This window comes from Nakamurella multipartita DSM 44233 (assembly GCF_000024365.1).
Taxonomy (GTDB): domain Bacteria; phylum Actinomycetota; class Actinomycetes; order Mycobacteriales; family Nakamurellaceae; genus Nakamurella; species Nakamurella multipartita.
This window is the reverse complement of the sequence record NC_013235.1, coordinates 5227028-5251562: the sequence shown is the minus strand read 5'-3', so window position 1 is coordinate 5251562 and position 24535 is coordinate 5227028. Positions and strand designations below refer to the sequence as shown.

At 72.0% G+C, this 24535-nt stretch carries 17 protein-coding genes; 10 read left to right on the top strand and 7 right to left on the bottom strand.

From position 1 onward, the window contains the following. The first annotated feature begins 174 nt into the window (after positions 1 to 174). The 3 genes from NAMU_RS23365 (at position 175) to NAMU_RS23355 (ending at position 4968) form a co-directional block, all read left to right on the top strand. Positions 175 to 1395: an alpha/beta hydrolase family protein gene (locus NAMU_RS23365; RefSeq protein ID WP_015749806.1), complete on the top strand. Its 1221-nt coding sequence runs from the start codon at positions 175 to 177 to the stop codon at positions 1393 to 1395. Between the two features lie 64 nt (positions 1396 to 1459). Then, complete coding sequence (locus NAMU_RS23360; RefSeq protein WP_015749805.1) at positions 1460 to 2104, top strand: hypothetical protein; 645 nt, start codon at positions 1460 to 1462, stop codon at positions 2102 to 2104. A gap of 74 nt (positions 2105 to 2178) precedes the next feature. Next, the gene (locus tag NAMU_RS23355) at positions 2179 to 4968 is read left to right on the top strand and encodes an ATP-binding protein (RefSeq protein ID WP_015749804.1); all 2790 of its coding nucleotides are present in this window, start codon (positions 2179 to 2181) and stop codon (positions 4966 to 4968) included. A gap of 28 nt (positions 4969 to 4996) precedes the next feature. Here NAMU_RS23355 and NAMU_RS23350 read toward each other — a convergent pair whose 3' ends face one another. Together NAMU_RS23350 and NAMU_RS23345 are read right to left on the bottom strand one after the other, a co-directional pair. Beyond that, a complete protein-coding gene (locus NAMU_RS23350) occupies positions 4997 to 6847 on the bottom strand; it encodes an ABC transporter ATP-binding protein (protein WP_015749803.1) in 1851 nt (616 codons plus the stop codon). Then, positions 6844 to 8739 (bottom strand): ABC transporter ATP-binding protein, encoded by a 1896-nt coding sequence (locus NAMU_RS23345; RefSeq protein ID WP_015749802.1) that lies wholly within the window; start codon positions 8737 to 8739, stop codon positions 6844 to 6846. The genes NAMU_RS23350 and NAMU_RS23345 overlap by 4 nt, the downstream gene beginning before the upstream one ends. A 470-nt stretch (positions 8740 to 9209) precedes the next feature. Here NAMU_RS23345 and NAMU_RS23340 point away from each other — a divergent pair, with 470 nt between their 5' ends. Next, complete coding sequence (locus NAMU_RS23340; RefSeq protein ID WP_015749801.1) at positions 9210 to 10529, top strand: glycosyltransferase 87 family protein; 1320 nt, start codon at positions 9210 to 9212, stop codon at positions 10527 to 10529. Here NAMU_RS23340 and sepH read toward each other — a convergent pair. From sepH to NAMU_RS23325, 3 genes are all read right to left on the bottom strand, one after another. Continuing rightward, the gene (gene sepH, locus NAMU_RS23335; RefSeq protein ID WP_015749800.1) at positions 10466 to 11497 is read right to left on the bottom strand and encodes a septation protein SepH; all 1032 of its coding nucleotides are present in this window, start codon (positions 11495 to 11497) and stop codon (positions 10466 to 10468) included. The two genes, NAMU_RS23340 and sepH, sit on opposite strands and share 64 nt — an antisense overlap. Positions 11498 to 11610: 113 nt before the next feature. Then, positions 11611 to 12738, bottom strand: coding sequence for a phosphoserine transaminase (gene serC, locus NAMU_RS23330; protein ID WP_015749799.1), 1128 nt, complete (start codon positions 12736 to 12738; stop codon positions 11611 to 11613). Positions 12739 to 12862: 124 nt separating this feature from the next. Further along, positions 12863 to 13975: a citrate synthase 2 gene (locus NAMU_RS23325; protein ID WP_015749798.1), complete on the bottom strand. Its 1113-nt coding sequence runs from the start codon at positions 13973 to 13975 to the stop codon at positions 12863 to 12865. A 342-nt stretch (positions 13976 to 14317) separates the two neighbouring features. On the opposite strand from NAMU_RS23325, the gene pdxH reads away from it, so the two are divergent. The 3 genes from pdxH to NAMU_RS23310 all read left to right on the top strand — a co-directional run bounded on the left by pdxH (position 14318) and on the right by NAMU_RS23310 (position 17003). Then, positions 14318 to 14995: a pyridoxamine 5'-phosphate oxidase gene (pdxH, locus tag NAMU_RS23320; protein WP_015749797.1), complete on the top strand. Its 678-nt coding sequence runs from the start codon at positions 14318 to 14320 to the stop codon at positions 14993 to 14995. A gap of 4 nt (positions 14996 to 14999) precedes the next feature. Next, positions 15000 to 16337 carry an MFS transporter gene (locus NAMU_RS23315; RefSeq protein WP_015749796.1) on the top strand — a complete coding sequence of 446 codons (1338 nt, stop codon included), beginning with the start codon at positions 15000 to 15002 and terminating at the stop codon, positions 16335 to 16337. A gap of 69 nt (positions 16338 to 16406) precedes the next feature. Then, entirely contained in the window at positions 16407 to 17003 is a 597-nt protein-coding gene (locus NAMU_RS23310) for a hypothetical protein (protein WP_015749795.1), read from the top strand. A 91-nt stretch (positions 17004 to 17094) separates the two neighbouring features. On the opposite strand, the gene NAMU_RS23305 is transcribed toward NAMU_RS23310, so the two are convergent. After that, the gene (locus tag NAMU_RS23305; protein WP_015749794.1) at positions 17095 to 18474 is read right to left on the bottom strand and encodes a cryptochrome/photolyase family protein; all 1380 of its coding nucleotides are present in this window, start codon (positions 18472 to 18474) and stop codon (positions 17095 to 17097) included. 93 nt (positions 18475 to 18567) lie between these two features. Next, positions 18568 to 19881 carry a citrate synthase gene (locus NAMU_RS23300; protein ID WP_138180866.1) on the bottom strand — a complete coding sequence of 438 codons (1314 nt, stop codon included), beginning with the start codon at positions 19879 to 19881 and terminating at the stop codon, positions 18568 to 18570. A 563-nt stretch (positions 19882 to 20444) separates the two neighbouring features. Between NAMU_RS23300 and NAMU_RS23295 the strand changes: the two genes are divergently transcribed. From NAMU_RS23295 to NAMU_RS23285, 3 genes are all read left to right on the top strand, one after another. Further along, a complete protein-coding gene (locus tag NAMU_RS23295) occupies positions 20445 to 21965 on the top strand; it encodes a long-chain-fatty-acid--CoA ligase (protein ID WP_015749792.1) in 1521 nt (506 codons plus the stop codon). A 129-nt stretch (positions 21966 to 22094) separates the two neighbouring features. Then, the gene (locus tag NAMU_RS27800) at positions 22095 to 23009 is read left to right on the top strand and encodes a neutral zinc metallopeptidase (protein ID WP_015749791.1); all 915 of its coding nucleotides are present in this window, start codon (positions 22095 to 22097) and stop codon (positions 23007 to 23009) included. Between the two features lie 205 nt (positions 23010 to 23214). Further along, positions 23215 to 24417, top strand: coding sequence for a polysaccharide deacetylase family protein (locus NAMU_RS23285; protein WP_015749790.1), 1203 nt, complete (start codon positions 23215 to 23217; stop codon positions 24415 to 24417). Positions 24418 to 24535 lie beyond the last annotated feature (118 nt).

The window sequence follows — 24535 nt, the reverse complement described above, 5'->3', positions numbered from 1 at the left end:
GCCCAGGCGCACCGCCGAGTCGGGTCCACCCGGTCCGCGCCGCCGATATCCGCCACTGTGCGGATGTCTCCGGTCACCGGCGGGGACAGGATCGATCCGTGCCGTTCCACAGACCCGGATCGGCCACAGACGACCAGGCCGGACAACCGGGCAGAACAACCGGGGGAGCGGGACATGAACTGGACAGCGGCGGGCGCCTTCAGCGCGGACGCGGGGTTCGACTTCGAGGCGCGCTGCGCGCTGGGTCGGGCGGCGACCGGCGTCGGGGACGTCGGACTGGTGCTGGCCACGCTGGACCGGATCGGCGGCGGCGGTCCGCAGGCCTGGTTCGACGAGTGGTCGGCCACCGCCCGCGACCTGCAGGCCCGGGCGGACGCGGCCACCGCCGCCGGTCACCCGGCCACGGCCGGCTGGGCGTACCTGGCCGCGGCCGACTACTTCGCCGTCGCGCTGGGGGCCCTGGACGGGCTGGCCGACCAGTCGGTGCTCGGGCCGACGTTCGCCGCGTCCGAGCACTGCTGGCAGGCGTGGATCGACGCATCGGCCGGCGCCCATGTCCGGGTCGATGTGCCCTATGCGGGCACGACCCTGCCGGGCTGGCTGCTGCGTCCGGACGCCTCCGGCGCGCGGCGGACCACCCTGGTCATGACGAACGGGAGCGACGGGTCCCGGACGGCGCTGGTCGCCAACGGCGCCGCCGAGGCCCTGGCCCGGGGCTGGAACGTGTTCCTCTACGACGGGCCCGGTCAGCAGTCGATGCTGTTCGAGCGGGGCATCCCGTTCCGGCCGGACTGGGAAGCGGTGCTGACCCCGGTGATCGACGCGCTGGTCGGCCGGGCGGACGTGGAGGCCGACACCCTCGTCGGATACGGCGTGAGCCAGGCCGGCTACTGGCTCCCGCGGGCCCTGGCCTTCGAGCACCGGCTGGTCGCCGCGGTCGCCGACCCCGGGGTGATGGACGTCTCGACGTCCTGGCTGGGACACCTCCCGCCCGAGCTGGTGGGCCTGCTGCGCAGCGGTGACAAGGACACCTTCAACGGGTATATGGCCCAGATGTCCGCGGATCCGGACGCCGAGCGGACCTTCCTGTTCCGGGCCCGGCCGTACGGCCTGGCCGAAGACCCCTTCGACGTCTTCACCGAGGTGATGGCCTACGACCTGAGGGGTGTGGTGGGCCAGATCCGGACGCCGTTGTTGATCACCGATCCCGCGGACGAGCAGTTCTGGCCGGGTCAGAGCCAGCAGCTGTACGACGCGCTGACCGGCGAGAAGCAGCTCCTGGCCGGCACGGCCGACGAGGGTGCCAACTGGCACTGCGAGCCGCTGGGCCGGCAGCTGACCAACAAGCCGATGCTCGACTGGCTCGCCGACCGGCTCACCGCCCGCTCGCGCTGATCCGCGCCGACCGCGTCGGCGCCCATCCGTTCACCCGATCGCTCCCCGTCCGAAAGGTGCTGCCATGAAGCCGCTTCCCCTGATCCTGGGATTCATTCCGTGGATCGCCTTCTCGTTCCTGTCCCACCGCATCGCCGCCGATTCGGTCGCCTGGAGCGGGCTGATCGGCGTGCTGCTCGTGCTCGGCACGATGGTCGCGCAGAAGTCGGTGTGGCCACCGTCGGTGCTCAACGTGGGCATGCTGCTGCCGCTGGGGGCGATCACCGTCGTCGGGTTCGTCGGCGGCCCCGACGTCGATGCCTGGCTTTACCAGTGGGCGGTGCCCGGGGTCGGCCTGTTCCTGGGCCTGTTCATCCTGGCCCTGGTGCCGTTCGCACCGTTCACCGAGCGTTTCGCCCGGCAGTCGACGCCGCAGGCCTACTGGGGCTCGCCGACGTTCAACAAGATCAACCGGGTGCTCAGCGCGGCGTGGGGCGTGGCCATCGTCGTGATGGGCATCTGCAGCCTGATGGTGGCCGCCCTGGACCTCTACAGCGACGGACTCGGCAGTGCCGGTACCGGCGAGTTGCTGTTGAACTGGGTGATCCCGATCGTCGTCATCGTGGCCATGGTGAAGTTCACGATCGGCTACCCGGACAAGGTCCGCGCGCAGGTCCGGGGTACCCAGGCGCCGGCCGCAACGACGGCGCCCGCAGGGCCGACCGGGTGACCGGTCGCACCTAACGGGCCCGGTCCGCTTCGCCGGGCCCGGGCGGCGCGCATCACCCATTATTCTGCCGGGTGATGGCGCGACTCGATGGCGGCGGCGGGGGTACGCCGGATCGGGCTGCCGTCGTTGAGCTGCTGCGATCCCGGATCGGCCTGGCGACCGCGGACCGGGTCGGGACCAGCCTGTGCGTGCGGGGACCCGTCGGCATCGGCAAGTCCTCTCTGATCCGGTCCCTGCTCGACGACGTCACCCACCCGGCCTCGCCACCCACGCCCACGGCGGTGACGACGCTGCGGGCGGTCGGGGACGAGCGCCGGCGCCACGAGCCCTTCGCGGTCCTCGGCCAGCTCACCGGGCCGGTGCCGTCCGGTGACGACCCCGCGGACACCGTGCTCGACCGGGTGGACGAGCTGTGCGCGGCCGGGCCGGTGGTCGTGTGGGTGGACGACGCGCACCACGCCGACGCCGCCTCCCTGGCCGGCCTGCGCCGGATGGTCTGGGCCGGCCGGTCCCTGCCGCTGACCGTCGTGCTGTCCACCCGGCCGACCCCCTGGCCGGAGCAGCTGGAGCTGCTGGTCCGCCAAGTCGAGACCAGTGTCGAGTTGCCGCCGATGGACCCGATGATGGCCGAAGGGCTGGTCCGGGACCGTCTCGGCCGGTGGCCGGGGCCCCGGCTGCGCCGCGTGCTGGACGGGGCGGGGGGCAACCCGCTGTTCCTCACCGAGTTGATCCGTGAGCTGCAACGCGGCGACCGGCTCCAGCCGGCCGGCCGGGACGCGGTCGACATCGCGCCCGGCGTGAGCATGCGCGGGACCGCCCTGGACTCGTTGATCCGTACCCACCTGGCCGGCGTGGACGAGACCGGCACCGAACTGCTCACCGCGCTGGCGGTCTGGGGGACCGCGGCCCGGCTCGGCGATCTCGCCGATCTGCTGTACAGCACACCGCAGGCGTTGGCCCCGGCCGTGGACCAGACCGTGCGCGCGGGGGTCGCGCTGGTGCTCTCGGAAATCGATGCGGTCGACGGCAGGCTCGACGGCACGGTCGACTTCGTGCACGACCTGTACCGCGAGGTGGCCTACGAGGGCGCCGCCGAGGCCGACCGACGCCGCCTGCACCGGCGGGTCGCGGCCGTGCTGACCGGCCGCGGGGCCGACCCGGCCCTGATTGCCGAGCACCTGTTGCAGGCGACGTCCGATCGAGACCGGGACGCCGACGGGAAGGACCTGTTGGCCGCGTTGAATGCGGCCGTGGCGGCGAGCGGGACATTCGCCCCCCAGGTCGCGGTCGACCTGCTGGCCCTGGCCGACGGGCTGACCACCCGGGACGACCCGGCGGCCGAGCGGGTGCTGCTGCAGCGGGCCGACGAGCTGTTCCGTACCGGCCGCGGGGCGGCCGCGGAGCGCCTGGTGCGCGAACGCATCGGCGAGGTACGGGACCCGGCGGTCGCCGCCGGGTTGCAACGGGTCCTGATCACCTCACAGATCAACCGCGCCGACGTGGACGGCGCCCTGGACAGCATGGGCCGGACCCTGTCCATCGAACAGCTGCCGCCGCCGGTGCGCCGGAGCCTGGAGGCCCAGCGGCAGTGGTTGTTGCTGCTCGGCGGGCGCTTCGACCGGCTCGCCGACCTGGACGCCCTGCGGGCCCAGGCGCTGGCCGCGGACGACCAGGCGGCGGCCGCGACGCTGGTGATGACGGCGTCGGTGCTGGCCTACGTGCAGGGCGACGCGAACCGCGCGTTGGCGCTCGCGACGACGTCGCCCGGCCCCGCACCGGCCGGCGAGTTGGGCCCGGGCACCTCGAACGTGTGGCCCGCGCTGTTCCGGCTGGACGTGCAGGGGCCGGCCGCGGCTGTGCAGGAGGTCGAGCGGGCCCGTGCCGCCGTGGCACGCACGCAACGGCCGTGGGTGGCGCCGTTCCTCGGCTTCGTCGCCGCCGGGGCCGCCTGGGCGGCCGGTGACTGGGACGGCGCGGTCGCCGAATCCGACGCGGCCTTGGAGGTGGCGGAGGAAACCGGAACCGGATGGACCTCGATCGCGGTCGGTGTCCGGATCGATCTGGACGCCCGTCGCGGCCACCTGCGGGCGGCCCGCCGACGGTTGGCCGAGTTCCGGGCCCGCCGGCTCCCCGATCAGTTCGGCCGCGGCGACATGGACGTGGCCGAGATGTCGATCCTGGAGGCCGAGGGCGCGATCGAGCACGCGGCGGCCCTGGGCGAGGCGTACTGGACCCGCGCCCGGACCCGTCCCGGGTTCGGGGGCGCCGAGTTCGCGATCGACATCGTGCGGCTGGGGCTCATCGCCCACCGGCCCGCGCTGGTCGAGCAGGTCGTCGAGGACGTGCGGCGGCTAGACCCCCGACATCGCCCGCCCGGCGTCCTGGAGTTCATCCGCGGTGCGGTGCGCTCGGACCTGGCCGACCTCGAGCGCGCTGACCGGGCGTTTCGCGACCGGGGACTGACCAACCGGGTGCTGCTCACGCAGGAGGAGCTGGCCTGCGCGGCTGCGGCCCACGGTGATCGGGCCCGCGCGGTCGCCGCGATGGAGGAAGCCCTCGCCGGGTACGAGCGGGTGCGGGCCACCGTCGACCGCGACCGGCTGCTCGCCCGGTTGCGTCGCCTGGGGGTGCGACGGGGATCGCGCCAGGCGCATCGCACCCGCGCCGACGGGTGGGCCGCCCTGACCGCCACCGAACGGCGGATCACGGACCTGATCTGCGAAGGGTTGACCAACCGGGAGATCGCGGCCCGGCTGTTCGTCTCGCCGCGCACGGTGCAGTCACACGTCTCGCACATCCTGGACAAGACCGGGCTGCGCTCCCGCGTCGAGGTGGCCGCCGCGGCCACGGCCCAGACGGGCTGATACCCCCCGGCCGTGGCGGTACGCCGGTTCAGACCAGGGAGTCGCGCCAGGCCGCGTGCAGGGTGGCGAAGGCGCCGGTGCCGGCGAGCAGGTCCGCCGGCGAACCGTCCTCGACGATCCGGCCGCCGTCCAGCACCAGCACCCGGTCGGCGATGGCCACCGTGGACAGCCGGTGCGCGATGATCACCGCGGTGCGCCGGTCGAGCACCGTGCCCAGGGCCCGCTGCACCGCGCGCTCGGCCGGTAGATCCAGCGAGGCGGTCGCCTCATCCAGGATCAGCACGGCCGGGTCGGCCAGGAATGCCCGGGCGAACGCCACCAGCTGCCGCTGACCGGCCGAGAGCCGGCCGCCGCGTTTGCGCACATCGGTGTCGAACCCCTCGGGCAGGGACCGGATGAACTCGCCGGCGCCGATCGCATCGGCGGCCGCCTCGATCTGGGCCCGGGTCGCCGTCGGCCGGCCCAGCGCGATGTTGTCGGCCACCGACCCGGAGAACAGGAAGGACTCCTGGGTCACCATGATCACGCCCCGGCGCAGATCCGCGGCGGCCACCGTGGCCACGTCGACGTCGTCGAGCAGCACGGTGCCCACGGACGGGTCGTAGAACCGGGCCAGCAGCTTGGCCAGGGTCGACTTGCCGGCGCCGGTTGCGCCGACCACCGCGACGGTCTGGCCGGCCGGGATGTGCAGGTCCAGCGGGGCCAGCACGGGTACCTCGGGGGTGTAGGCGAAGGCGACGTCGGCGAACCGGACATCACCGGCGATCCGCTCGGGCAGCGGCTGCGCCGAGGCCGGTTCCGGCACCCCCGGGACCTCCTCGAGCAGGCCGGAGATCTTCTCCAGCGCGGCGATTGCACCCTGGTAGGCGTTGTAGAACATGGCCAGCTCGTCCAGCGGGTCGTACATCCGCCGCACGTACAGCAGGAAGGCGGCCAGCACGCCGATCTCCAGCGTGCCGTCGATGACCTGGACGGCGCCCAGCACCATGGTGGCGACCAGGCTGAGATTGCCCAGCAGCCGCACGGTCGGCGTGTAGACCGCCAGCGCGACCAGGCCGTCCCCGTTGGCCTGCGCGTTCTCGTCGTTCAGGGCCCCGAAGATGTCCCGATTGCGGTCCTCGCGGCGAAACGAGACCACGGCCCGCAGCCCGTTCATGGTCTCGGTGAACTGAACGATGACGGCCGCGATCAGCCGGCGGGTCCGCCGGTAGATCCACCGGGACCGGCGCTGGAACCACCGCGTGGCCAGCAGGATCGGGATGAACGCGGCCAGCGCCACCAGGGCCAGGTCCACGTCCAGGACCAGCAGGGTGACGCTGATCGCGACGACGGACAGGACGCCGGAGATCAGCCCCTCCAACCCCTCGCCGGCCAGCTCGCCCAGGGCGTCCAGGTCGCTGGTCAACCGGGAGATCAGCCGACCCGAGGTGTACTGCTCGTGAAAGGCCAGGCTCAGCGACTGGGCGTGGGTGAAGACCCGCCCGCGCAGCTCCAGCAGCACCGCCTGGGTGACCCGGGCGGACAGCCGGACGAACAGGGCCTTGCCGGCGGCGTTGACGATCCCGGCGGCCAGGTAGGCCAGGGTGGCCGTGACCAGTGGCCCGCCGTCACCGGCGGCCAGGGCGGGCACCGCGGTGTCCAGGCCGTAGGCGACGGCGAGCGGGCCGACCAGGTAGGCCAGCTCGCTGAGCACCACGACCAGGCCGGCCAGGGCGGCCCACCACCGGTACGGCCGAATCAGCGACCGGAGCAGATGGCGGGATCGGGCGCGCAATCGCACCCCGGTGCCGGTCGAGACGTCGTCGGTGTCCTCCGCGGCGACCCCGCGCCAGGCATCGTCGGCATCCGGAGCCAGATCGGGCAGGGGGGTGCTGGTCATCGAGGTCCCTCCCGCCGGAGCGTCGACCGGGCGACCGGGCCATCGGCGGCCGTCGGGACAGGGTCACTGACGGCCGCGCTGGTCAGCAGGTCCCGGTAGTCCGGCCGGTCGGCCAGCAACTGGGTGTGCCGTCCGATGGCGGCGATCCGGCCCTGGGCCAGCAGCGCGACCCGGTCGGCGAGCAGGACGGTGGATGCCCGGTGCGCGACCACCAGCGCGGTCGTCGCGGACAGCACCGAACGCAGCGCCTGCTCGACCTTGGCCTCGGTGTGGATGTCCAACGCGGACAGCGGGTCGTCCAGTACCAGCACCTCGGGCCGCCCGATCACCGCCCGGGCCAGGGCCAGCCGCTGTCGTTGTCCACCCGACAACGACAGACCCTGCTCACCGATCCGCGTATCCAGGCCCCAGGGCAGCTCGGCCACGAAGTCGGCCTGGGCCAGCTGCAGGGCCGCCCAGACGTCCTCGTCGGTGCCGTCGGGGAACCCCAGCAGCACGTTCTCCCGGACGGAGGCCGAGAACAGCGTCGGCTCCTCGAAGGCGATCGCGATCCGGCGGCGCAGGTCGGCCAGCTCCATCGCCCGGATGTCGGTACCGTCCAGGGTGATCCGGCCGCCGGTGACGTCATAGAGCCGGTTCACCAGGGCGGTCAGCGTGGTCTTGCCCGACCCGGTCGCGCCGACCAGCGCCACCGTCTCGCCGGGCCGGATGTCCAGGTCGACCCCGCGCAGCAGATCGCCCCGCTCCGGCGGGGTGTCGGCGAACCGGAACCGCACCGACTCGAACCGCAGGTGGCCGCGGCGCGCCGCCTGCGAGCGGTCCGGCTGCGCCGGGGAGGTGATGCTCACCGGGGCGCTCATCACCTCGAAGTACCGCTCGGTCGCGCTGGCCGCGTCGTTGGTCATGGCCAGCAACCAGCCGATCGAATCGATCGGCCAGCGCAGGCTCAGGGCGACGCCGAAGAAGGCGACGAGGGTGCCGGCCGTCAGGGCGCCGGAGGCGACCTGGCCGATGCCCAGGAACAGGGCCAGACCGAAGGCGAGCTCGGGCACGACGATGACCGACGCCCAGAGCTTGGACACCACGCCGGCCTTGGTCATCTCGGTCGAGCGCAGCTGGGCGGCCTCACGGGCGAACCGGCGGGCCAGGTGTCCACTGCGGCCGAAGGCCTTGAGGATGCGGATGCCCAGCACCGACTCCTCGACCATGGTGGCCAGGTCGCCGACCTGGTCCTGGCTGCGCCGGGCCAGCACCTGATAGCGGGTCTCGTAGAAGAAGCAGAGCCCGACCAACGGCACCGCCATCACCGCGACGATCGCGCCCAGGGGCGGGCTCAACACGAGCAGGATGATCACGCCGACCACGAAGGTGGCCAGGTTGACGAACAGGAACACCAGCCCGAAGGCCAGGAACCGGCGGATGGTGGCCAGATCGGCCACCGCCCGGGACATCAGCTGACCGGCCGGCCACCGATCGTGGAAGGCCACCGGCAGCCGCTGCAGGTGCTCGTAGATGGCCGCCCGCATGCCGGCCTCGACCCGCATCGTCGGCCGGGCGGACAGCATCCGTCGGGCCCAGAACAACGCCGCCTCGGCGACCCCCAACCCGAGCAGGACCGCCCCGGGCGCCCACAGCCCGGACAGGTTCCCCTCGGTGATCGGGCCGTCGATGATGTCCTGGATGACCAGCGGAAACGCGACCCCGCACAGGGTGGCGACCAGCGCCGCGAGGGCGCTGAGCAGCAGTGCCGGGACCGCCGGGCGGGCGTAGGGCAGCAGCCGGCGCAGGCTGGCCACCGCCGGCACGTGCGCGGCCGCGCCCGGCCCCGGCTCGGTGGGCCGGTGGTCGGTGCGAATGGTTCCGGTGGGGTTCCCGGTGGACGTCTGCGCCATGGCGACCGCCACGTTACGTCCGGGGTCCGACAGTGACACTCGGTTTTCGGGGCGGGGGACCGGGTCGTCCGGAGCGGCCCGTGCCCGTTCAGCTCTCCCGGCGGGCCCCTGCGGCCGGGCGGAACGGCCGGATGAGATCGAGGAGCGGGGATGACGGAGCGAGGACAGTTGAGCACCCCAGGCACCTGGGAGTACCGTGTGAGGCCGGTCACAATCGCATGTGTGGCCACCTGATGGGCCGCCCGCCGTCCAGCTGACCGACTGGCCCCCGTCGAGCGCCCGCTCGCGCCGAGTGTGGACGCCCGACCGATCCGGACCGCCGGATCACGCCCCCAGCTGTGGGCGTGATCCGGCGGTCTGCCGTCGGGCTTCTCCCAGCGGACTCTTGGCCCGGTCACAGCCTGCCGCTCGAGCATGGCCGGGTCAGCAACCACCTCCGCCCGGACGGCGGCCAACCCTGGGAGCATCCCGTGCCGCTCCGTGCCCCCGCGCCGCCGCCGGCCGCCTCGACCCGGCCCCGGCTGCTCCTGCCGGGCGTCATCGCGCTGACCGCGGTGGCCGCGGTGGCGGTCCGGCTGCTGTTCGTGAACGAGGTCAACAGCGACTACCGGGTCTTCCTGAGCCCCTGGTACGACGCGCTGGCCAACGGGGGCGGGTTCGCCGCGGTCGGCCGCGAGATCGGCAACTACAACCCGCCCTACCTGTACCTGCTGGCGGCGGCGACCTACCTGCCGCTGCCCAAGATCGTGGCCATCAAGCTGATCTCGGTCATGTTCGACCTGGTGCTGGCCGGCTTCGCCGGCCTCATCGTCCGGCGCTCGTTCGGCTCCTGGACGGCGGTGCTCGCCTTTGCCGTCGTGCTGTTCACACCATCGGTGCTGATCAACAGCGGCGTGTGGGGCCAGTGCGACTCGATCTACGCGGCGTTCGTCCTGGGCAGCCTGTACTTCTTGCTGCGAGCCCGCCCCTGGTGGGCGTGCCTGTTCTTCGGGCTGGCGCTGTCATTCAAGCTGCAGGCCGTGTTCTTCCTGCCGGTGCTGCTGATCATGATGCTGGTGAACCGCCAGCGGCTGGTGGCCGTGCTTGCCATCCCGGCCGCCTTCGCGGCCATGCTGGTGCCCGCGTGGCTGGCCGGGCGGAGCCTGAGCAGCCTGCTGATGGTCTACCCGAACCAGATCAGCACCGGCGGCACGGGTGGCGCGGCCGGCCGCAGCGGTGGGGGCGGGCTGTCCACCCAGTCGACCGGGCTGGGCACCTGGACCAAGAACGCACCGACCCTGTATCAGTGGGTGAACGGCTCGACCGGGTGGGTGATCCTCGGGGCCGCTTGCGCCGCGGCGATCCTGATCGGCGCGACCTGGCTGGCCTGGCGGGCCGGGCCGTTGTCCACCGGTCAGATCGTCCTGCTGGCCGCCGCGCTGGTGCTGGCCGTCCCGTTCTTCCTGCCCGAGATGCACGAACGCTACTTCTATCTCGCCGACGTGCTGACCGTCCTGGCCGCATTCCACGTGCGCCGGTTCTGGCCGGTCGCTCTCGTGGTGAACCTGTGCTCGGTGCTCAGCTACGCGCCGTTCCTGTGGAACCGGACGCCGGTGGCGCTGCCGCTGGTCGCGTTCGCCGAGTTCCTGGCCGTGCTGGTCACCCTGGGGGTGCTGGTGCTCGGGCTGGTCGAACCCGGGTGGCGTGGGTTGCGGTCGACCGCGCGGGCGCGGTCGACCGGCTCACCTCAGGACTTGCTGGACGGACCACCCAGCAGGACGTCCTCCCAGCCCGGCATGACCGGACGCTGACCGCGGCGCACCGGCCGGGCCGCCTGGTCGGTCCCGGTCATCTCCGCGGGCCGGCGGGCCGGCTGTGGTTCCGGTTCGCGGTGCGCGGGCGGCGGCACCGGGGCGGTGGCAGCCGGCGGAACGACCGGCTTGGCCGCCGGCGCCGGGGTGGCCACGGGCGACGCCGACCCGGCCGGGCTCGGAGCCGGAGCCGAATCGGGCGAGCGACGGGTCCCGGCGGGGTGCCGGCTCGTCTCGGGTGCGCGGACATCACCGGCGGCCGGGCCCATCGGACCGGCACCGCCGGTGCCGGCGACGGCCGATCGCACCGGCTCACCGAAGAGCGCGTCGAACGCGCTGCTGTCGGCCAGCGCGGCGCCGGCGGTGGGTTCGGCGATGGTGCGCAGCGGGCGGGGCGAGGGATCGAGCAGTTCGCGGGCGGCGTCGTCGGCGGCGCGCAGGGTGGTGGTGCGCGGTCCGGTGTGCACCTCCCACGTCGCGTGGTTGTCGCTGCGTCCGGCGTGCCAGTGCACGACGACCAGCCAGCCGCCGTCGTCGGGACGGAAGGCGTCCCAGCGCATGCCCTCGGCGTGCCCGCGCTGGCGCAGGGTGGCCGTGACGATCTCTTCGAGCGTCTTTCGGGTGGGGTTGCCGTCCACCATCGGGTGCGCGGCGCGCGCCTTGTCGGCCATGCTGGCTCGCTCGAGCATCACCGGGTAGGCGTAGCTCTCGATGCGGGAGACGCTGGTGACGGCCTCGGCGGCCACCTCGGCCATCGTCTTGCCGGCCCGGATGCGCGCCTGGATCTCGCGGGGGCGCAGCTGCGGGTCGGTCTCCACCGACCGCTGACCGGTACCCCGGAGCTCGCCGCGAACCGCGGCCCGCAACCGTTCGTCGGAGCGCAGCGAGAAGACCTCGCCGGTCACCGTGTCTTCACAAAGCAGGTTCTCGCCGTCCTCGGCCAGTCCCAGCACCCGAAGCGCGCGCATCGGTGTTCTCCTCCCCGCAGCACTTTTCAAGCGTCCGGGCGACCGTATCGCGCGTCACCGGCCGGCCCGCCCAGGCGCGCCGACCGGTGCGCGAGCGGGTCCTTACAGACGCCCTACAGGCGCTCGACCACGTAGTCGACGCAGGCGGTCAGCGCGGACACGTCGGCCGGCTCGACGGCCGGGAACATGCCGATCCGCAGCTGGTTGCGACCGAGCTTGCGGTAGGGCTCGGTGTCGACGATCCCGTTGGCCCGCAACACCTTCGCCACCGCGGACGCATCGACCGACTCGGCGAAGTCGATGGTGCCGACGACCTGCGAGCGCAGCTCGGGCCGGGCCACGAACGGGGTCGTGTACTCCCGCGCCTGGGCCCACTCGTAGAGCCGCGAGGAGGAGTCCTCGGTGCGCTTGGTCGCCCAGTCCAGGCCGCCCTGGCCGTTGAGCCAGTCCAGCTGGTCGGCCAGCAGGAACAGGGTGGCCACCGCCGGGGTGTTCAGGGTCTGGTCCTTGGTCGAGTTGTCCAGCGCGGTGGCGATGGACAGGAACTCGGGGATCCACCGGTCGGTGGCCGCGATCTCGGCGATCCGGTCCAGCGCGGCGGGGGAGGCGATCGCGATCCACAGGCCACCGTCGGAGGCGAACACCTTCTGCGGGGCGAAGTAGTAGACGTCGGTCTCGGCGATGTCCACCGGCAGGCCGCCCGCGCCGGACGTCGCGTCGATCAGCACCAGTTGGTCGTCGGTGGCGCCGGCCGGCCGGCGCACCGGCACGGCCACCCCGGTCGAGGTCTCGTTGTGCGCCCAGGCGTAGACGTCCACGTCCGGGTGGGCGACGCTGTCGGGGGCATCGCCCGGGTCGGCCGAGACGACGACCGGGTCGGCCAGAAACGGCGCCTGCCGGGTGACGGTGGCGAACTTGCTGGAGAACTCGCCGTAGGTCAGGTGCTGGGCCCGGTTGCGGACCAGGCCAAGGGCGGCGGCGTCCCAGAACGCGGTGGTGCCGCCGTTGCCCAGGATGACCTGGTAGCCCTCAGGCAGCGCGAACAGGTCGGCCACGCCCGCGCGGACCCGCTTGACCAGGTTCTTCACCGGCGCCTGCCGGTGGGAGGTGCCCAGCACCGACGTACCGGAGCCGGCCAGCGCGGCCAGCGCCTCCGGGCGGATCTTGGACGGGCCGCAGCCGAACCGGCCGTCGGCCGGCTTCAGATCGGCGGGCAGGACGATGGTGCTGCTGTCGGCCATGGCGGCGCTGTCTCCTTGCGTGACAATTCGGACTCTCGACCGGGCCTGAGCTGACCGGCGGCCGAGTCGGCCCCAATCTTGCCATCGCCGGCGGAGCGGATTTGCCGCCGGCGGTGGGTCGGGCTCAGACCGCGGCGGCCAGGGCCGGGACGCCGGCGACCGCGTCGACGCCCCGTGGGCCGTGCCCGTCGTAGACCGCGGACGGGCGGACCAGCCGGCCCAGCCGCTTCTGCTCCAGGATGTGCGCGCTCCAGCCGGCGGTGCGGGCGCAGGTGAACATGGCCGGCATCATCGCCGCCGGCACCCCGGCGAAGTCCAGGATGACCGCGGCCCAGAACTCCACGTTGGTCTCGATCGCCCGGTCCGGGCGGCGCTCGCGCAGGATCGCCAGGGCGGCCTGCTCCAGCGCGGCGGCCGCCTCGTAGCGGGGTGCGTCCAGCTCGCGGCAGGTCCGGCGCAACACGCGGGCGCGAGGGTCCTCGGCCCGGTAGACGCGGTGTCCGAAGCCCATCAACCGCTCGTGGTTGTCCAGGATTCGGGTGACCAGGCCGTGCGGGTCACCGCTGGCCTCGACCTCCTTGACCATGGGCAGCACCCGGGCCGGGGCCCCGCCGTGCAGCGGCCCGGACATCGAGCCGATCGCCCCGGTGATGCTGGCCGGTACGTCCGCACCGGTGGAGGCGACCACCCGGGCGGTGAAGGTGGAGGCGTTCATCCCGTGCTCGGCGGCCGAGACCCAGTAGGCGTCCAACGCCTTGACCTGCAACGGGTTTGCCTCGCCGGTCCAGGCGGTGACGAAGCGCTCGACGACGGTCGAACACGATTCCAGGTCACGGGCGGAGACCGCCGGGCGCTCGCCCCGGGCCGAATGGGCCGCGTAGGACAGCACCGCGGCCGTGGTCTGGGCCAGGTGGTCGCGGGCCTGCTCGTCGGTGATGTCCAGCAGCGGACCGAACCCGCGGGCCGGGGCCAGCAGCGGCAGGCTGGCCTGCACGTCCACCCGGACGTCGCCGGAGCGGAACGCCGGGCCGGCGGTCTCCACCGGCAGCCGGGCGCCGAACTCGTCGTCGACCAGCAACGCCCAGGCGTCCTCGAAGCCGACCCGGCCGACCAGACCCTCGATGTCGACGCCGCGGTAGCGCAGCGACCCGCCGTCCCGGTCGGGTTCGGCGATGGCGGTGTGGAACGCGACCACGCCCTCCAGGCCGGGAACGAAGTCGGAGCCGTTGGTTGCCATCTGTACCTCCACGCCGAGGGTGAACCGGAGCGACGATGCGCCGGGGATGGGTCGAGCGGGAAAGCCGGGGTCCCGCCGAATTCCGGCTGAAGGGGGCCGAATACGAGCGGGGGCGAGGGTGAGCGTCGCCGTCAGTTCACAATGCCCGCGCAGGGTGCGAAAGAACCAGGGCCGGAAAGGTGGTCTTGGTCACGCCTTTACCTTCTGGATCGGTCCCGAGGGCGCCGTCAGCACGCGGCGTAGCGTCTGATCGGGTTGGCCGGGCCGCAGCGAGCCGGGCGGACGAGTACGACGAACGGCAAGGGGCCTGCGATCAGGCCTGGGACGGGGCGTGGGATGGGCATGGAGCAGGGCGTGACCAGGATGGCCGCGATGCGGGCGGAGTACTCGCTGGCCGGGCTGGCCGAGGAGGATCTGGCCGCCGACTGGGTGACCCAGTTCGACCGGTGGCTGCAGGACGCGATCACCGCCGAACTGCCCGAGCCCAACGCGATGGTGGTGGCCACGGCCGCGCCGACCGGCCAGGTGGCCAGCCGGACCGTGCTGTGCAAGGGCGTGGACGCCGACGGCGTCGTGTTCTACACCAACCTGGGCTCGGACAAGAGTCGCGACCTGCAGGCCAACCCGTGGGCCGCGGCGACCTTCCCGTGGATCGGGTTGCAACGCCAGGTGCACGTGCGCGGGGCGGTGCAGCGGGTGTCCGATGAGCTGGCCCAGGCCTACTGGGCGACCCGGCCGCGTGGCTCCCGGCTGGGCGCGTGGGCCAGCCCGCAGTCGACCGTGCTGCCCGACCGGGCCGCGCTGGAATCGCTGCAGGACGAGGTGGCGCAGCGCTTCGGCGGCGCCGACCCGGTCATGGACGCGACGAATCCCGTTCCGCTGCCGGACTTCTGGGGTGGTTGGCGGATCGTGCCGGAGACGGTGGAGTTCTGGCAGGGGCGGCGGGCCCGGCTGCACGATCGGCTGCGGTACCGCCGGGACAGCGCCGGTGACTGGGTGATCGAGCGGCTCGCTCCGTGACGGCATGACCGCCGGGCCGCCGAACCCGGACCCCGCCCCCGACGTCGACGCGCGGACGGCGTCCGCCTCCGAACCCGCTGCCGACGCGGTGACCGATCGGCCGAACCGGAACTGGCGACGGATCGGACCGGACCTGCGGCCGCTGTCCATCCCGGCCTACCGGCGGCTGTTCCTGGGTCAGGTCTTCACCGTGGTCGGGGCCATGGTGACCACCGTCGCGGTGCAGCAGCAGGTGTTCGACCTGACCGGCAGCTCGGCCTGGGTCGGCATTGCCTCGCTGGTCGCATTGGTCCCGCTGGTCGTCTTCGGGCTGCTCGGCGGCGCGATCGCGGACACCTACGACCGGCGCAAGCTGCTGATGGTGACCTCGGTCGGGATCGCGGTGACCAGCATCGGCCTGTGGCTGGCCGCGCTGATCGGCAACGAGTCGGTGTGGACGGTGTTCGCCCTGCTGGCCGTCCAGCAGGGCTTCTTCGCCGTGAACCAGCCGACCCGCAGCGCGATCATCCCGCGGATCGTGCCGGCCGAGCTGGTGCCGTCGGCCAACGCGCTGGGCATGACCGTGTTCAGCATCGGCGTCATCGTCGGCCCCTTGCTGGTGGGCATGCTGATTCCGATCATCGGGGTGCCCTGGCTGTACTTCCTGGACGCGTTGACCCTGGTCGGCATCCTGTACGCGGTGATCAAGCTGCCGCCGGTGCCGCCGCTGGGGGAGCGGCGCGGCCGGGCCAAGGTGATCGACGGCCTGGCCTACCTGCGGCTCAAGCCGCTGCTGCTGATGACCTTCGTGGTGGACATCATCGCGATGGTCTGCGGCATGCCCCGCGCGCTGTTCCCGCAGATGGCCCAGGAGACCTTCGGCGGCGCCGTCGGCGGAGGCTTCGAACTGGGCGTGCTCAACGCCGCGCTGGCCGTCGGCGCGCTGATCGGTGGCCTGACCGGCGGCTGGATCCACCGGGTGCACCGCCAGGGCATTGCGATCATCGCCGCCATCGTGGTGTGGGGCGCGTCGATGGCCCTGTACGGCACCACCTCGATCCTCTGGCTGGCCGCGATCTACTTGGCCGTCGGTGGCTGGGCCGACCTGGTCAGCGCGGTCTACCGATCGACGATCCTGCAGGTCAACGCCACCGACGAGATGCGCGGCCGGATGCAGGGGGTGTTCACCGTGGTGGTGGCCGGCGGGCCCCGGGTCGCCGACTTCGTGCACGGGTTGGTCGCCGCGGCCACCTCGACCACGTTCGCCGTGGTCGCGGGCGGGATCGCGACCATCGTGCTGACCCTGCTGGCGGCCACCCTCGGCCGGTCCCTGGTGCGCTACGACACCCGCCGACATGACTGACCGGCGCGGCCCGGGCCGGGCTGCGCCGGGCCGACCCGGCTCGGGCACAATCTGCGGTGAGGAGGTCCGATGATCGCTCCGCGTCCCCACGTCCCGCAGGACTGGGCTCCGTACGCACAACTGGACGACGCGGTCCGCGCCTACCTCCGCGATCCCGACGTCGCCCTGGAGGAGCTGTCCGGCGTGCTCGACCCGGCCGACGTGCTCTCCTTCACCTGCGAGCTGGTGACCAGTGCGCAGCCCTGGGGCGAGGCGTTGTGGCAGGAGGTGGCAGTCACCGACGGGCGGCGGCTGATCCTGTGGCACGGCGACGATGAGGTCGACGACGACCGCCCGGACGATCTGATGTTCGCCTCCTCCCTGCGGACCGTCCCGCTGACCGCGGTGGTCGACCAGGGCCTGCGGCACCGGTTCCGCACCGAGCCCGACGGGTCGCGGTCGATGAACGCGGTGCAGCTGTACCTGTCCACGCAGACCCCGGAGAAGTCGGTGACCGAACTCGCCGAGGCCAACCAGACGCGCACCCTGCAGTACGTGGAGACCTACCGGTTCTCCAAGTCGGTGACCGACGGCGGGCTGGCCCAGATGCAGCGCCTGCTGCAGTTCGGCCGGGCCCTGTCCCGCGCCGTCGGCGGGGACCCCCGCCGACCCCCGACCTGCAGTTGATCATGGGAGGAATGCCGTTATCCGTCCCGGATAACGGCATTCCTCCCATGATCAACACCACGAGGGAGGCCGGGGGCGGGGGAGCGGGGCGTCAGCCGCGCTGCTGCCAGCGGCGCAGGGCCTCGGCCCGCTCGTCGGCGTGATCGACGATCGGCTCCGGGTAGCCGGCGGGGACCCCGCCGTCCAGCTCCCACGGCCGGTGCACCTTGCGACCCGGCACGTCCCGTAGTTCGGGAATGTACCGGCGGACGAAATCCCCTGACGGGTCGAACTTCTCGCCCTGGGTGAGCGGGTTGAAGATGCGGAAGAACGGCGCCGCCTGGGCGCCCGATCCGGCCACCCACTGCCAGCCGTGATTGTTCGACGCGTAGTCGCCGTCCACCAGGTGCTCCAGGAAGTGCTCGGCGCCGCGCTGCCAGGGCAGGTGCAGGTCCTTGATCAGGAACGAGGCGGTGGCCATCCGCAGGCGGTTGTGCATCCAGCCCTCGGCCAGCAGCTGACGCATCCCGGCATCGATGAACGGGTAGCCGGTCCGCCCGGCCCGCCACGCCTCGAAGCGTTCCTCGGCCGGCTGGCCGGAATCCCAGGCCATCCGGTCGATCACCGGGTCCACCGAGGTCCAGACCGACTCGGGCAGATGAAAGACGCTGTCCGCGTAGAACTCCCGCCAGGCCAGCTCGCGCCGGTAGCTGGCCGCGCCAGTCGAGCGGCGGCCGGCCAGATCGGCCAGCAGGGTGCGCGGATGGATCGAGCCCCACTTCAGGTACACCGACATGTGGCTGGTGCCAGGGCGATCCGGGCGGTCCCGGTCGCCGTCGTAGTCGTCCAGGGCCTCGTCCCGGAAGGTGCGCCAGCCATCGAGCGCGGCCTGCTCGCCCACCTCCGGCAACGACATGCCGGCCGGCACCGTGCGGGCGTACTCCTGCGGGTCGTGGGCAGTGATCCCGTCGACCTCGCCCGGGTCGACCCAGTCGACCCCGGACCCGGACCGGGCGGGCTTGCGCCACCCGTGGTCGGTCCAGCCCCGGTAGAAGGGCGTGAACACCGCGTACCGCTCGCCGTTGCTCTTGCGCACGCGCCCGGGGGCCACCGCGTAGGGCGAGCCGGTGGCCACCCACTCGACGCCGGCATCCTGCAGGGCCCGCTGCACCTGCTCGTCCCGCCGCCGCCCGTACGGCCCGTAATCGGCCGAGACGTGCACGACGTCCGCGTCCACCGCCCGGGCCAGCCGGGGCAGCACCGACCGCGGGCGCCCGTGGGCGATGAGCAGCCGACCGTCCATGGCCTGCGCCAGGGCGGCCAGGGTCCGGGCCAGCACGGCCCGCCGGGGCGAGCCGGAGGCGTCCAGGGGCACGTCGTCGGCGACGAAAACCCCCAGCACACGGTGGTTGTGGTCGGCGGCGGCGGCCAACGCCGGGTGGTCGCCCAACCGCAGGTCGCGGCGGAACCAGAGCAGGCTGGTCGAGGTCATGGCACGACCGTGCCCGCCCGGGTCCGGCCCCAAACCGTGAGGTCGGGGACGGTCCGGACGGGCACCGGGGTCGTTCGGATCAGCGGCTGACGGTCAGCGCTGCTCGGTGGGGATGTAGTCCCGCTCGGTGTACCCGGTGTAGACCTGCCGCGGGCGGCCGATCTTGGTGGCCGGGTCGTTGATCATCTCGCGCCACTGGGCGATCCAGCCGGGCAGCCGGCCCAGCGCGAACAGCACGGTGAACATCCGGGTCGGGAAGCCCATCGCCTTGTAGATCAGGCCGGTGTAGAAGTCCACGTTCGGGTACAGCTTGCGGGAGATGAAGTAGTCGTCGGACAACGCCACCTCTTCCAGCTGCTTGGCCAGGTCGAGCAGCTGGTCCTGGGCGCCCAGGGAGGCCAGCACCTCGTCGGCGGTGGCCTTGACCAGGGCCGCACGCGGGTCGTAGTTCTTGTAGACCCGGTGCCCGAAGCCCATCAGCTTGACGCCGGGCTCGCGATCCTTGACCCGCTTGACGAAGTGGCCGACGTCACCGCCGTCCTTCTTGATGCCCTCCAGCATCTCCAGCACGGCCTGGTTGGCGCCGCCGTGCAGCGGGCCGAACAGGGCGTTGATGCCGGCCGAGACGGAGGCGAACAGGTTGGCGTTGGACGAGCCGACCAGCCGCACGGTCGAGGTGGAGCAGTTCTGCTCGTGGTCTGCGTGCAGGATCAGCAGCTGGTCGAGCGCCTTGGTCAGCTTGGGATCGACCTCGTACGGCTCGGCCGGGAAGCCGAACGACATCCGCAGGAAGTTCTCGACCAGGCTCAACGAGTTGTCCGGGTACAGGAACGGGTGGCCGACCGACTTGCGGTAGGCGTACGCGGCGATGGTGGGCAGCTTGGCCAGCAGCCGCACGGTGGACAGCTCGACCTGCTCGGGATTGAACGGGTCCAGCGAGTCCTGGTAGAACGTCGACAGCGCGCTGACCGCGCTGGAAAGCACCGGCATCGGGTGCGCGTCCCGGGGGAAGCCGTCGAAGAACCGCTTGAGATCCTCGTGCAGCATGGTGTGCCGGCTGATCCGCTTGGTGAACGAGTCCAGCTCCGCGGTCGTGGGCAGCTCACCGTGGATGAGCAGGTAGCTGGTCTCCAGGAACGTGGAGTGCTCGGCCAGCTGCTCGATCGGGTACCCGCGGTAGCGCAGGATGCCGACGTCACCGTCGATGTAGGTGATCTTGGACGTGGTCGATCCGGTGTTGGTGAACCCCGGATCCAGGGTGATGACACCCAGGGTGGTCAGCAGCTTGGAGATCTCCATGCCGGAGGCGCCCTCGGTGGCCGGGATCACCTTCAGGTCCAGCTTCTGCCCGCCGTACTCCAGGGAGCCGGTGGCCGGCGCCTCGAGCGTGGCCTCGGTCGGCGGCATGAACTGGATGGTGCCCGTCGCCTCGGCGGATCCGGGCGGGTTCGCCGGGGTCGGGGCGGCGTCGGTGGCCTTGGTCATCGCGGTATTCGCCTCTCGTTCGTCAGGGTGGCAATCGGCCAGGCAGGGCCGAGATGGCCGACTGCCGGCGCGTCGAGGTGGCGCTCGTTGCTGACGAGATTACTGGTCGGACGGAATGCTCCTGTCCACGGGCGGGGCGACGAGCGCCTCATTCGGGGGACGCGGCGAAGGTTTACCGGCCAGTAACCTGGATGAGACACAGTGGTCGCCAGGTGCTCGGGTCGGGGCCGACCCCCCGGTCGCCGCTGTGGCCGGCGGGCAACGGTGCCCGTCGGACCTGATCACGAAAGGTCCCTACGGCATGAGCGAGCGCCAGCGAGCGAATCATCGAGTCCGCGCCGTCGCACCCGGAAGGGGCGTGGAGCGCGCGAACGCCCCGCAGGGGGCGACGGCATGAGCGAGCGCCAGCGAGCGAATCATCGAGTCCGCGCCGTCGCACCCGGAAGGGGCGTGGAGCGCGCGAGCGCCCCGCAGGGGGTGACGGCATGAGCCTGAGCTTGGCGGCCATCCTGTCCGAATCCGCGTCGCGCTACCCCGATCGGGACGCGGTGGTGATGGGGCCGCAACGGATCGGGTACGCCACCCTGTGGCAGGAGTCTCGCCGGTACGCCGCGGTGCTGCGCGAGCGCGGCGTCGGCCCGGGCGACCGGGTGGCCCTCCTGTTGCCGAACGTGCCCGACTTTCCCCGGGTCTACTACGCCGTGCTGTCCCTGGGCGCCGTCGTCGTGCCGGTGCACGCGCTGCTGGTCGCCCGGGAGATCGGTTTCGTGCTGACCGACTCCCAGGCCTCGCTGCTGGTCGCCGCCGGGCCGCTGCTGGCGCAGGGGCTGCCCGGGGCGGAGCAGGCCGGGGTGCCGGTGCTGGCGGTGCTCGGCGGGCCCGAGGGCGTCGACCGGCTGGACCTGCTGGCCGCCGACGTCGAGCCGATCCGCACCTACGTCCAGCGCGAACCGTCGGACGAAGCGGTGATCCTGTACACCTCGGGCACCACCGGCTCGCCCAAGGGTGCGGTGCTCACCCAGCTGAACATGGCGATGAACGCCATGATCAGCGCGACGACCGTGCTGGATCTGACGCCCGAGGACGTGATCCTGGGCTGCCTACCCCTTTTCCACTCGTTCGGCCAGACCTGCTCGATGAACGCCGGCTTCTACGCGGGCAGCACGTTGGTGCTGCTGCCGCGCTTCGACGGGGCGGCCGCACTCGAGCTGATCGTGGGCGAGAGCGTGAACGTGTTCATGGGCGTGCCCACCATGTACATCGGCCTGCTGGCCGCCGCCCGGGAGGACGAGCGTCGGCCGGTGCTGCGGCGGGCGGTCTCCGGCGGGGCGAGCCTGCCGGTGGCCGTCATCGACGCGTTCAAGCGGGTGTTCGAGGCCGACATCTACGAGGGGTACGGGCTGTCCGAGACCTCGCCGGTGGCCACCTTCAACCAGGCCGTGTTCGGCCGCAAGCCGGGCACGGTCGGCCGCGCGATCTGGGGCACCGAAGCGGAGATCGCCGACCCGGCGATCGAGGACCGGATCGCGCTGCTGCCGCAGGGCGAGGTCGGCGAGGTGGTGCTGCGCGGCCACAACATCTTCGCCGGCTATCTGAACAACCCGCAGGCCACCGCGGCCGCCGTGGTCGACGGCTGGTTCCGCAGCGGCGATCTGGGGGTCAAGGACGCCGACGGGTTCCTCTCGATCGTCGACCGGAAGAAGGACCTGATCATCCGCGGCGGGTTCAACGTCTACCCGCGCGAGGTGGAGGAGGTGCTGGCCAGCCACCCCGGGATCGCCCAGGTCGCCGTCGTCGGGGTGCCCGACGCCACCCACGGTGAGGAGATCTGCGCCGTCGTCGTGCGCTCGCCGGAGGGACAGGACCTGGACGCCGACACCCTGATGACCTGGTCCCGGGAGAAGTTGGGCCGGCACAAGGTGCCCCGGCGGGTCGAGTTCGTCGAGACGTTGCCGCTGGGCCCCAGCGGCAAGATCCTCAAGCGGGAACTGATCAAGCAGCTGTAGGCGCCAAGAATTTCCGAACCGGTCGAAACCCGGGGGTATCGCCGCGGCGGCGGCGGTGCTCCTGGGTGGGCGTGCCGACCGCCGAACGGGTGACCGGCCGCTCAAATGATCAGCTCGCTGGAGGAAATCATGCGTATATCGGTCAGGACGGCCGTCACGGCCGCCGCCGCGTCCGGTCTGGTGTTCGTGCTGGCCGCCTGTGGCGGGGTCACCGGCACGGCGGCGGTGGGCCAGGGCGCCGCCGGCCCCACGACCAGCACCGCCACCACCACGACCAAGTCGTCCAGCTCGAGTCCGCGGACGACCCCGACGACGAGCCGGTCCACCGCGACGGCCACCGACCTGACGCTGGACAGCGGGGTCACCATCGAGGAGCTCAAGGGCGACATCGACGGCGCGCAGACCGTCGTCGACGGCTACTGGACCGCCCACTGGTCGGACTTCTACACCGGCACCTACACCCCGCCCACGGTCGTCGGCCTGTACGACGGCACCGACCCGGACACCGCACCGCAGTGCGGCGGGGAACCGCTGGAGGCCTACAACGCCTTCTACTGCCCGGACAACGACTCGGTCGCCTGGGACGCCAGCCTGCTGGTCAACGGGGCCGATCAGATCGGCGACTCGTGGGTCTACCTGGTGATCGCCCACGAGTGGGGTCATGCCATCCAGGCCCGGCTGGACAGCAGCCTGGTGGCCCAGGCCCAGGAACTGCAGGCCGACTGCCTGGGCGCCGCGGCGCTGTACGGGGCGGTCGCCGACGGCACGTTGGAGTTCGACGCGGGTGACGAGCAGGAGCTGGTGACCTCGCTCAGCGCGCTGTCCGACCAGATGCCGTGGACGATGACCGCCGACCACGGGGACGCCTTCCAGCGGGTGCAGTGGTTCACCCTGGGCCGCAACGGCGGCGTCAACGCCTGCCACGACGTGCTGGTCGACCCGTCGGCCTCGACGGCGCCGTCCACCATCGACGTCGATCCCTCGACGGTCCCGACCTCGGCCATCGTCCCGCCGCCCACCGGCGGTCCCGGCCCCACCGGCTGACCGGATCTTCCGCCGGACACCCGCCCCGACGTCCCCGGGGCGGGCCCGTCCGCGTGGCACCCTCGAACCCGGGCAGCGTCGCGCGTCGGCAACCCGGGCCCACCGCCGGACGTCCTGAGTCGGTGCAGCTCGCCGACCGGGTCCGGTCGGCCGCCCGGCCTCGCCGCCGGACCACGCTGCACGGTTGAGTCGAATCGAGGGGTGCATGCGTTCGCGTTTGCTGGTCGTCGGGGTCGTGGTGGCCCTGGCCGCGGTGACCGGGGTCCTGATCTACCAGGGCAACAGTGAGGTGGCGACGGCATCGTCGGCCACGGCGACCAGCACGTCGGTCGACGTGTTCGCCGAGGACACCGACGCACCCACCGTTCCGGTGGTGTCGGTCCCGTCCGAACGGCCGCCGACGAACGTGCCGATGACCAAACTGGAGCCGGGCGACACTCCGCCGCAGTTCATCATCTTCTCGTTCGACGGCGCCGGCTCGCACCAGCGGTGGAACGAGTTCATGGCGGTGGCCGACCAGACCAACTCCCGCTTCACCGGCTTCCTGTCCGGGATCTACCTGCTCGGCGACGCCGGCAAGAACGCCGGCGCCTACACCGGCCCGGGTCACGCCACCGGCAAGGCGGCCATCGGCTACGGCGGCCCTGAGTCCGAGATCGTCACCGAGGTCAACGACCTGAACACGGCCTACGCCAAGGGCCATGAGATCGGCACCCACTACAACGGGCACTTCTGCGATGACGCCCCGCCGGGCGGCAACCAGTGGACGACGGCCGACTGGAACGACGAGCTGGACCAGTTCTTCGGCTTCGTGAAGAACTGGAAAGAGATCAACGGTTACACCGACGCGCCCGACCTGACGGTGCCGCCGGAGTCGATCAAGGGTGGCCGCACCCCCTGCCTGACCGGCTCGCTCAAGACCCTGATCCCGGCCTGGAAGGCGCACGGGATGACCTACGACTCGTCGATGCCGGCGCCGCGCAACGGCATCTACTGGCCGCAGAAGGTCGACGGCATCTGGGAGTTCTACATGCCCCAGGTCTATTCGCCCGGCTTCGACGGCATGACGACGGCGATGGACTACAACTTCTGGGCCAAGTTCAACGGCGCCAAGGACGAGCCCGACACCGCGCCCGAGCTGCGCTCGATCGTCAAGGGCACCTACGAGTACATGTTCGACCAGGCGTACAACGGCAACCGGGCGCCGATCCTGATCGCCAACCACTTCAACAAGTGGAACGGCGACTCCTTCAACCCGCCGGCCATGGACTTCATGAAGGAAAAGTGCGGCCAGCCCGACGTCTACTGCGCCACCTACCAGGACGTCATCGCCTGGATGGAGATGCAGGACCCGGCGGTGCTGCAGGAGCTGCTCAACCGCGATCCGGTGGCGGCCAAGGCCCCGTAGGTCCGGACCTCGCGTCGCTGATGGGGCGCCGCGCTGATCCAAGTACTGATTTGTCGCCCGTTTCGCCCGAATTGGTGGTCCTTGGATCAGCGCGACCAAGCGGCTCGGGTCAACCTGC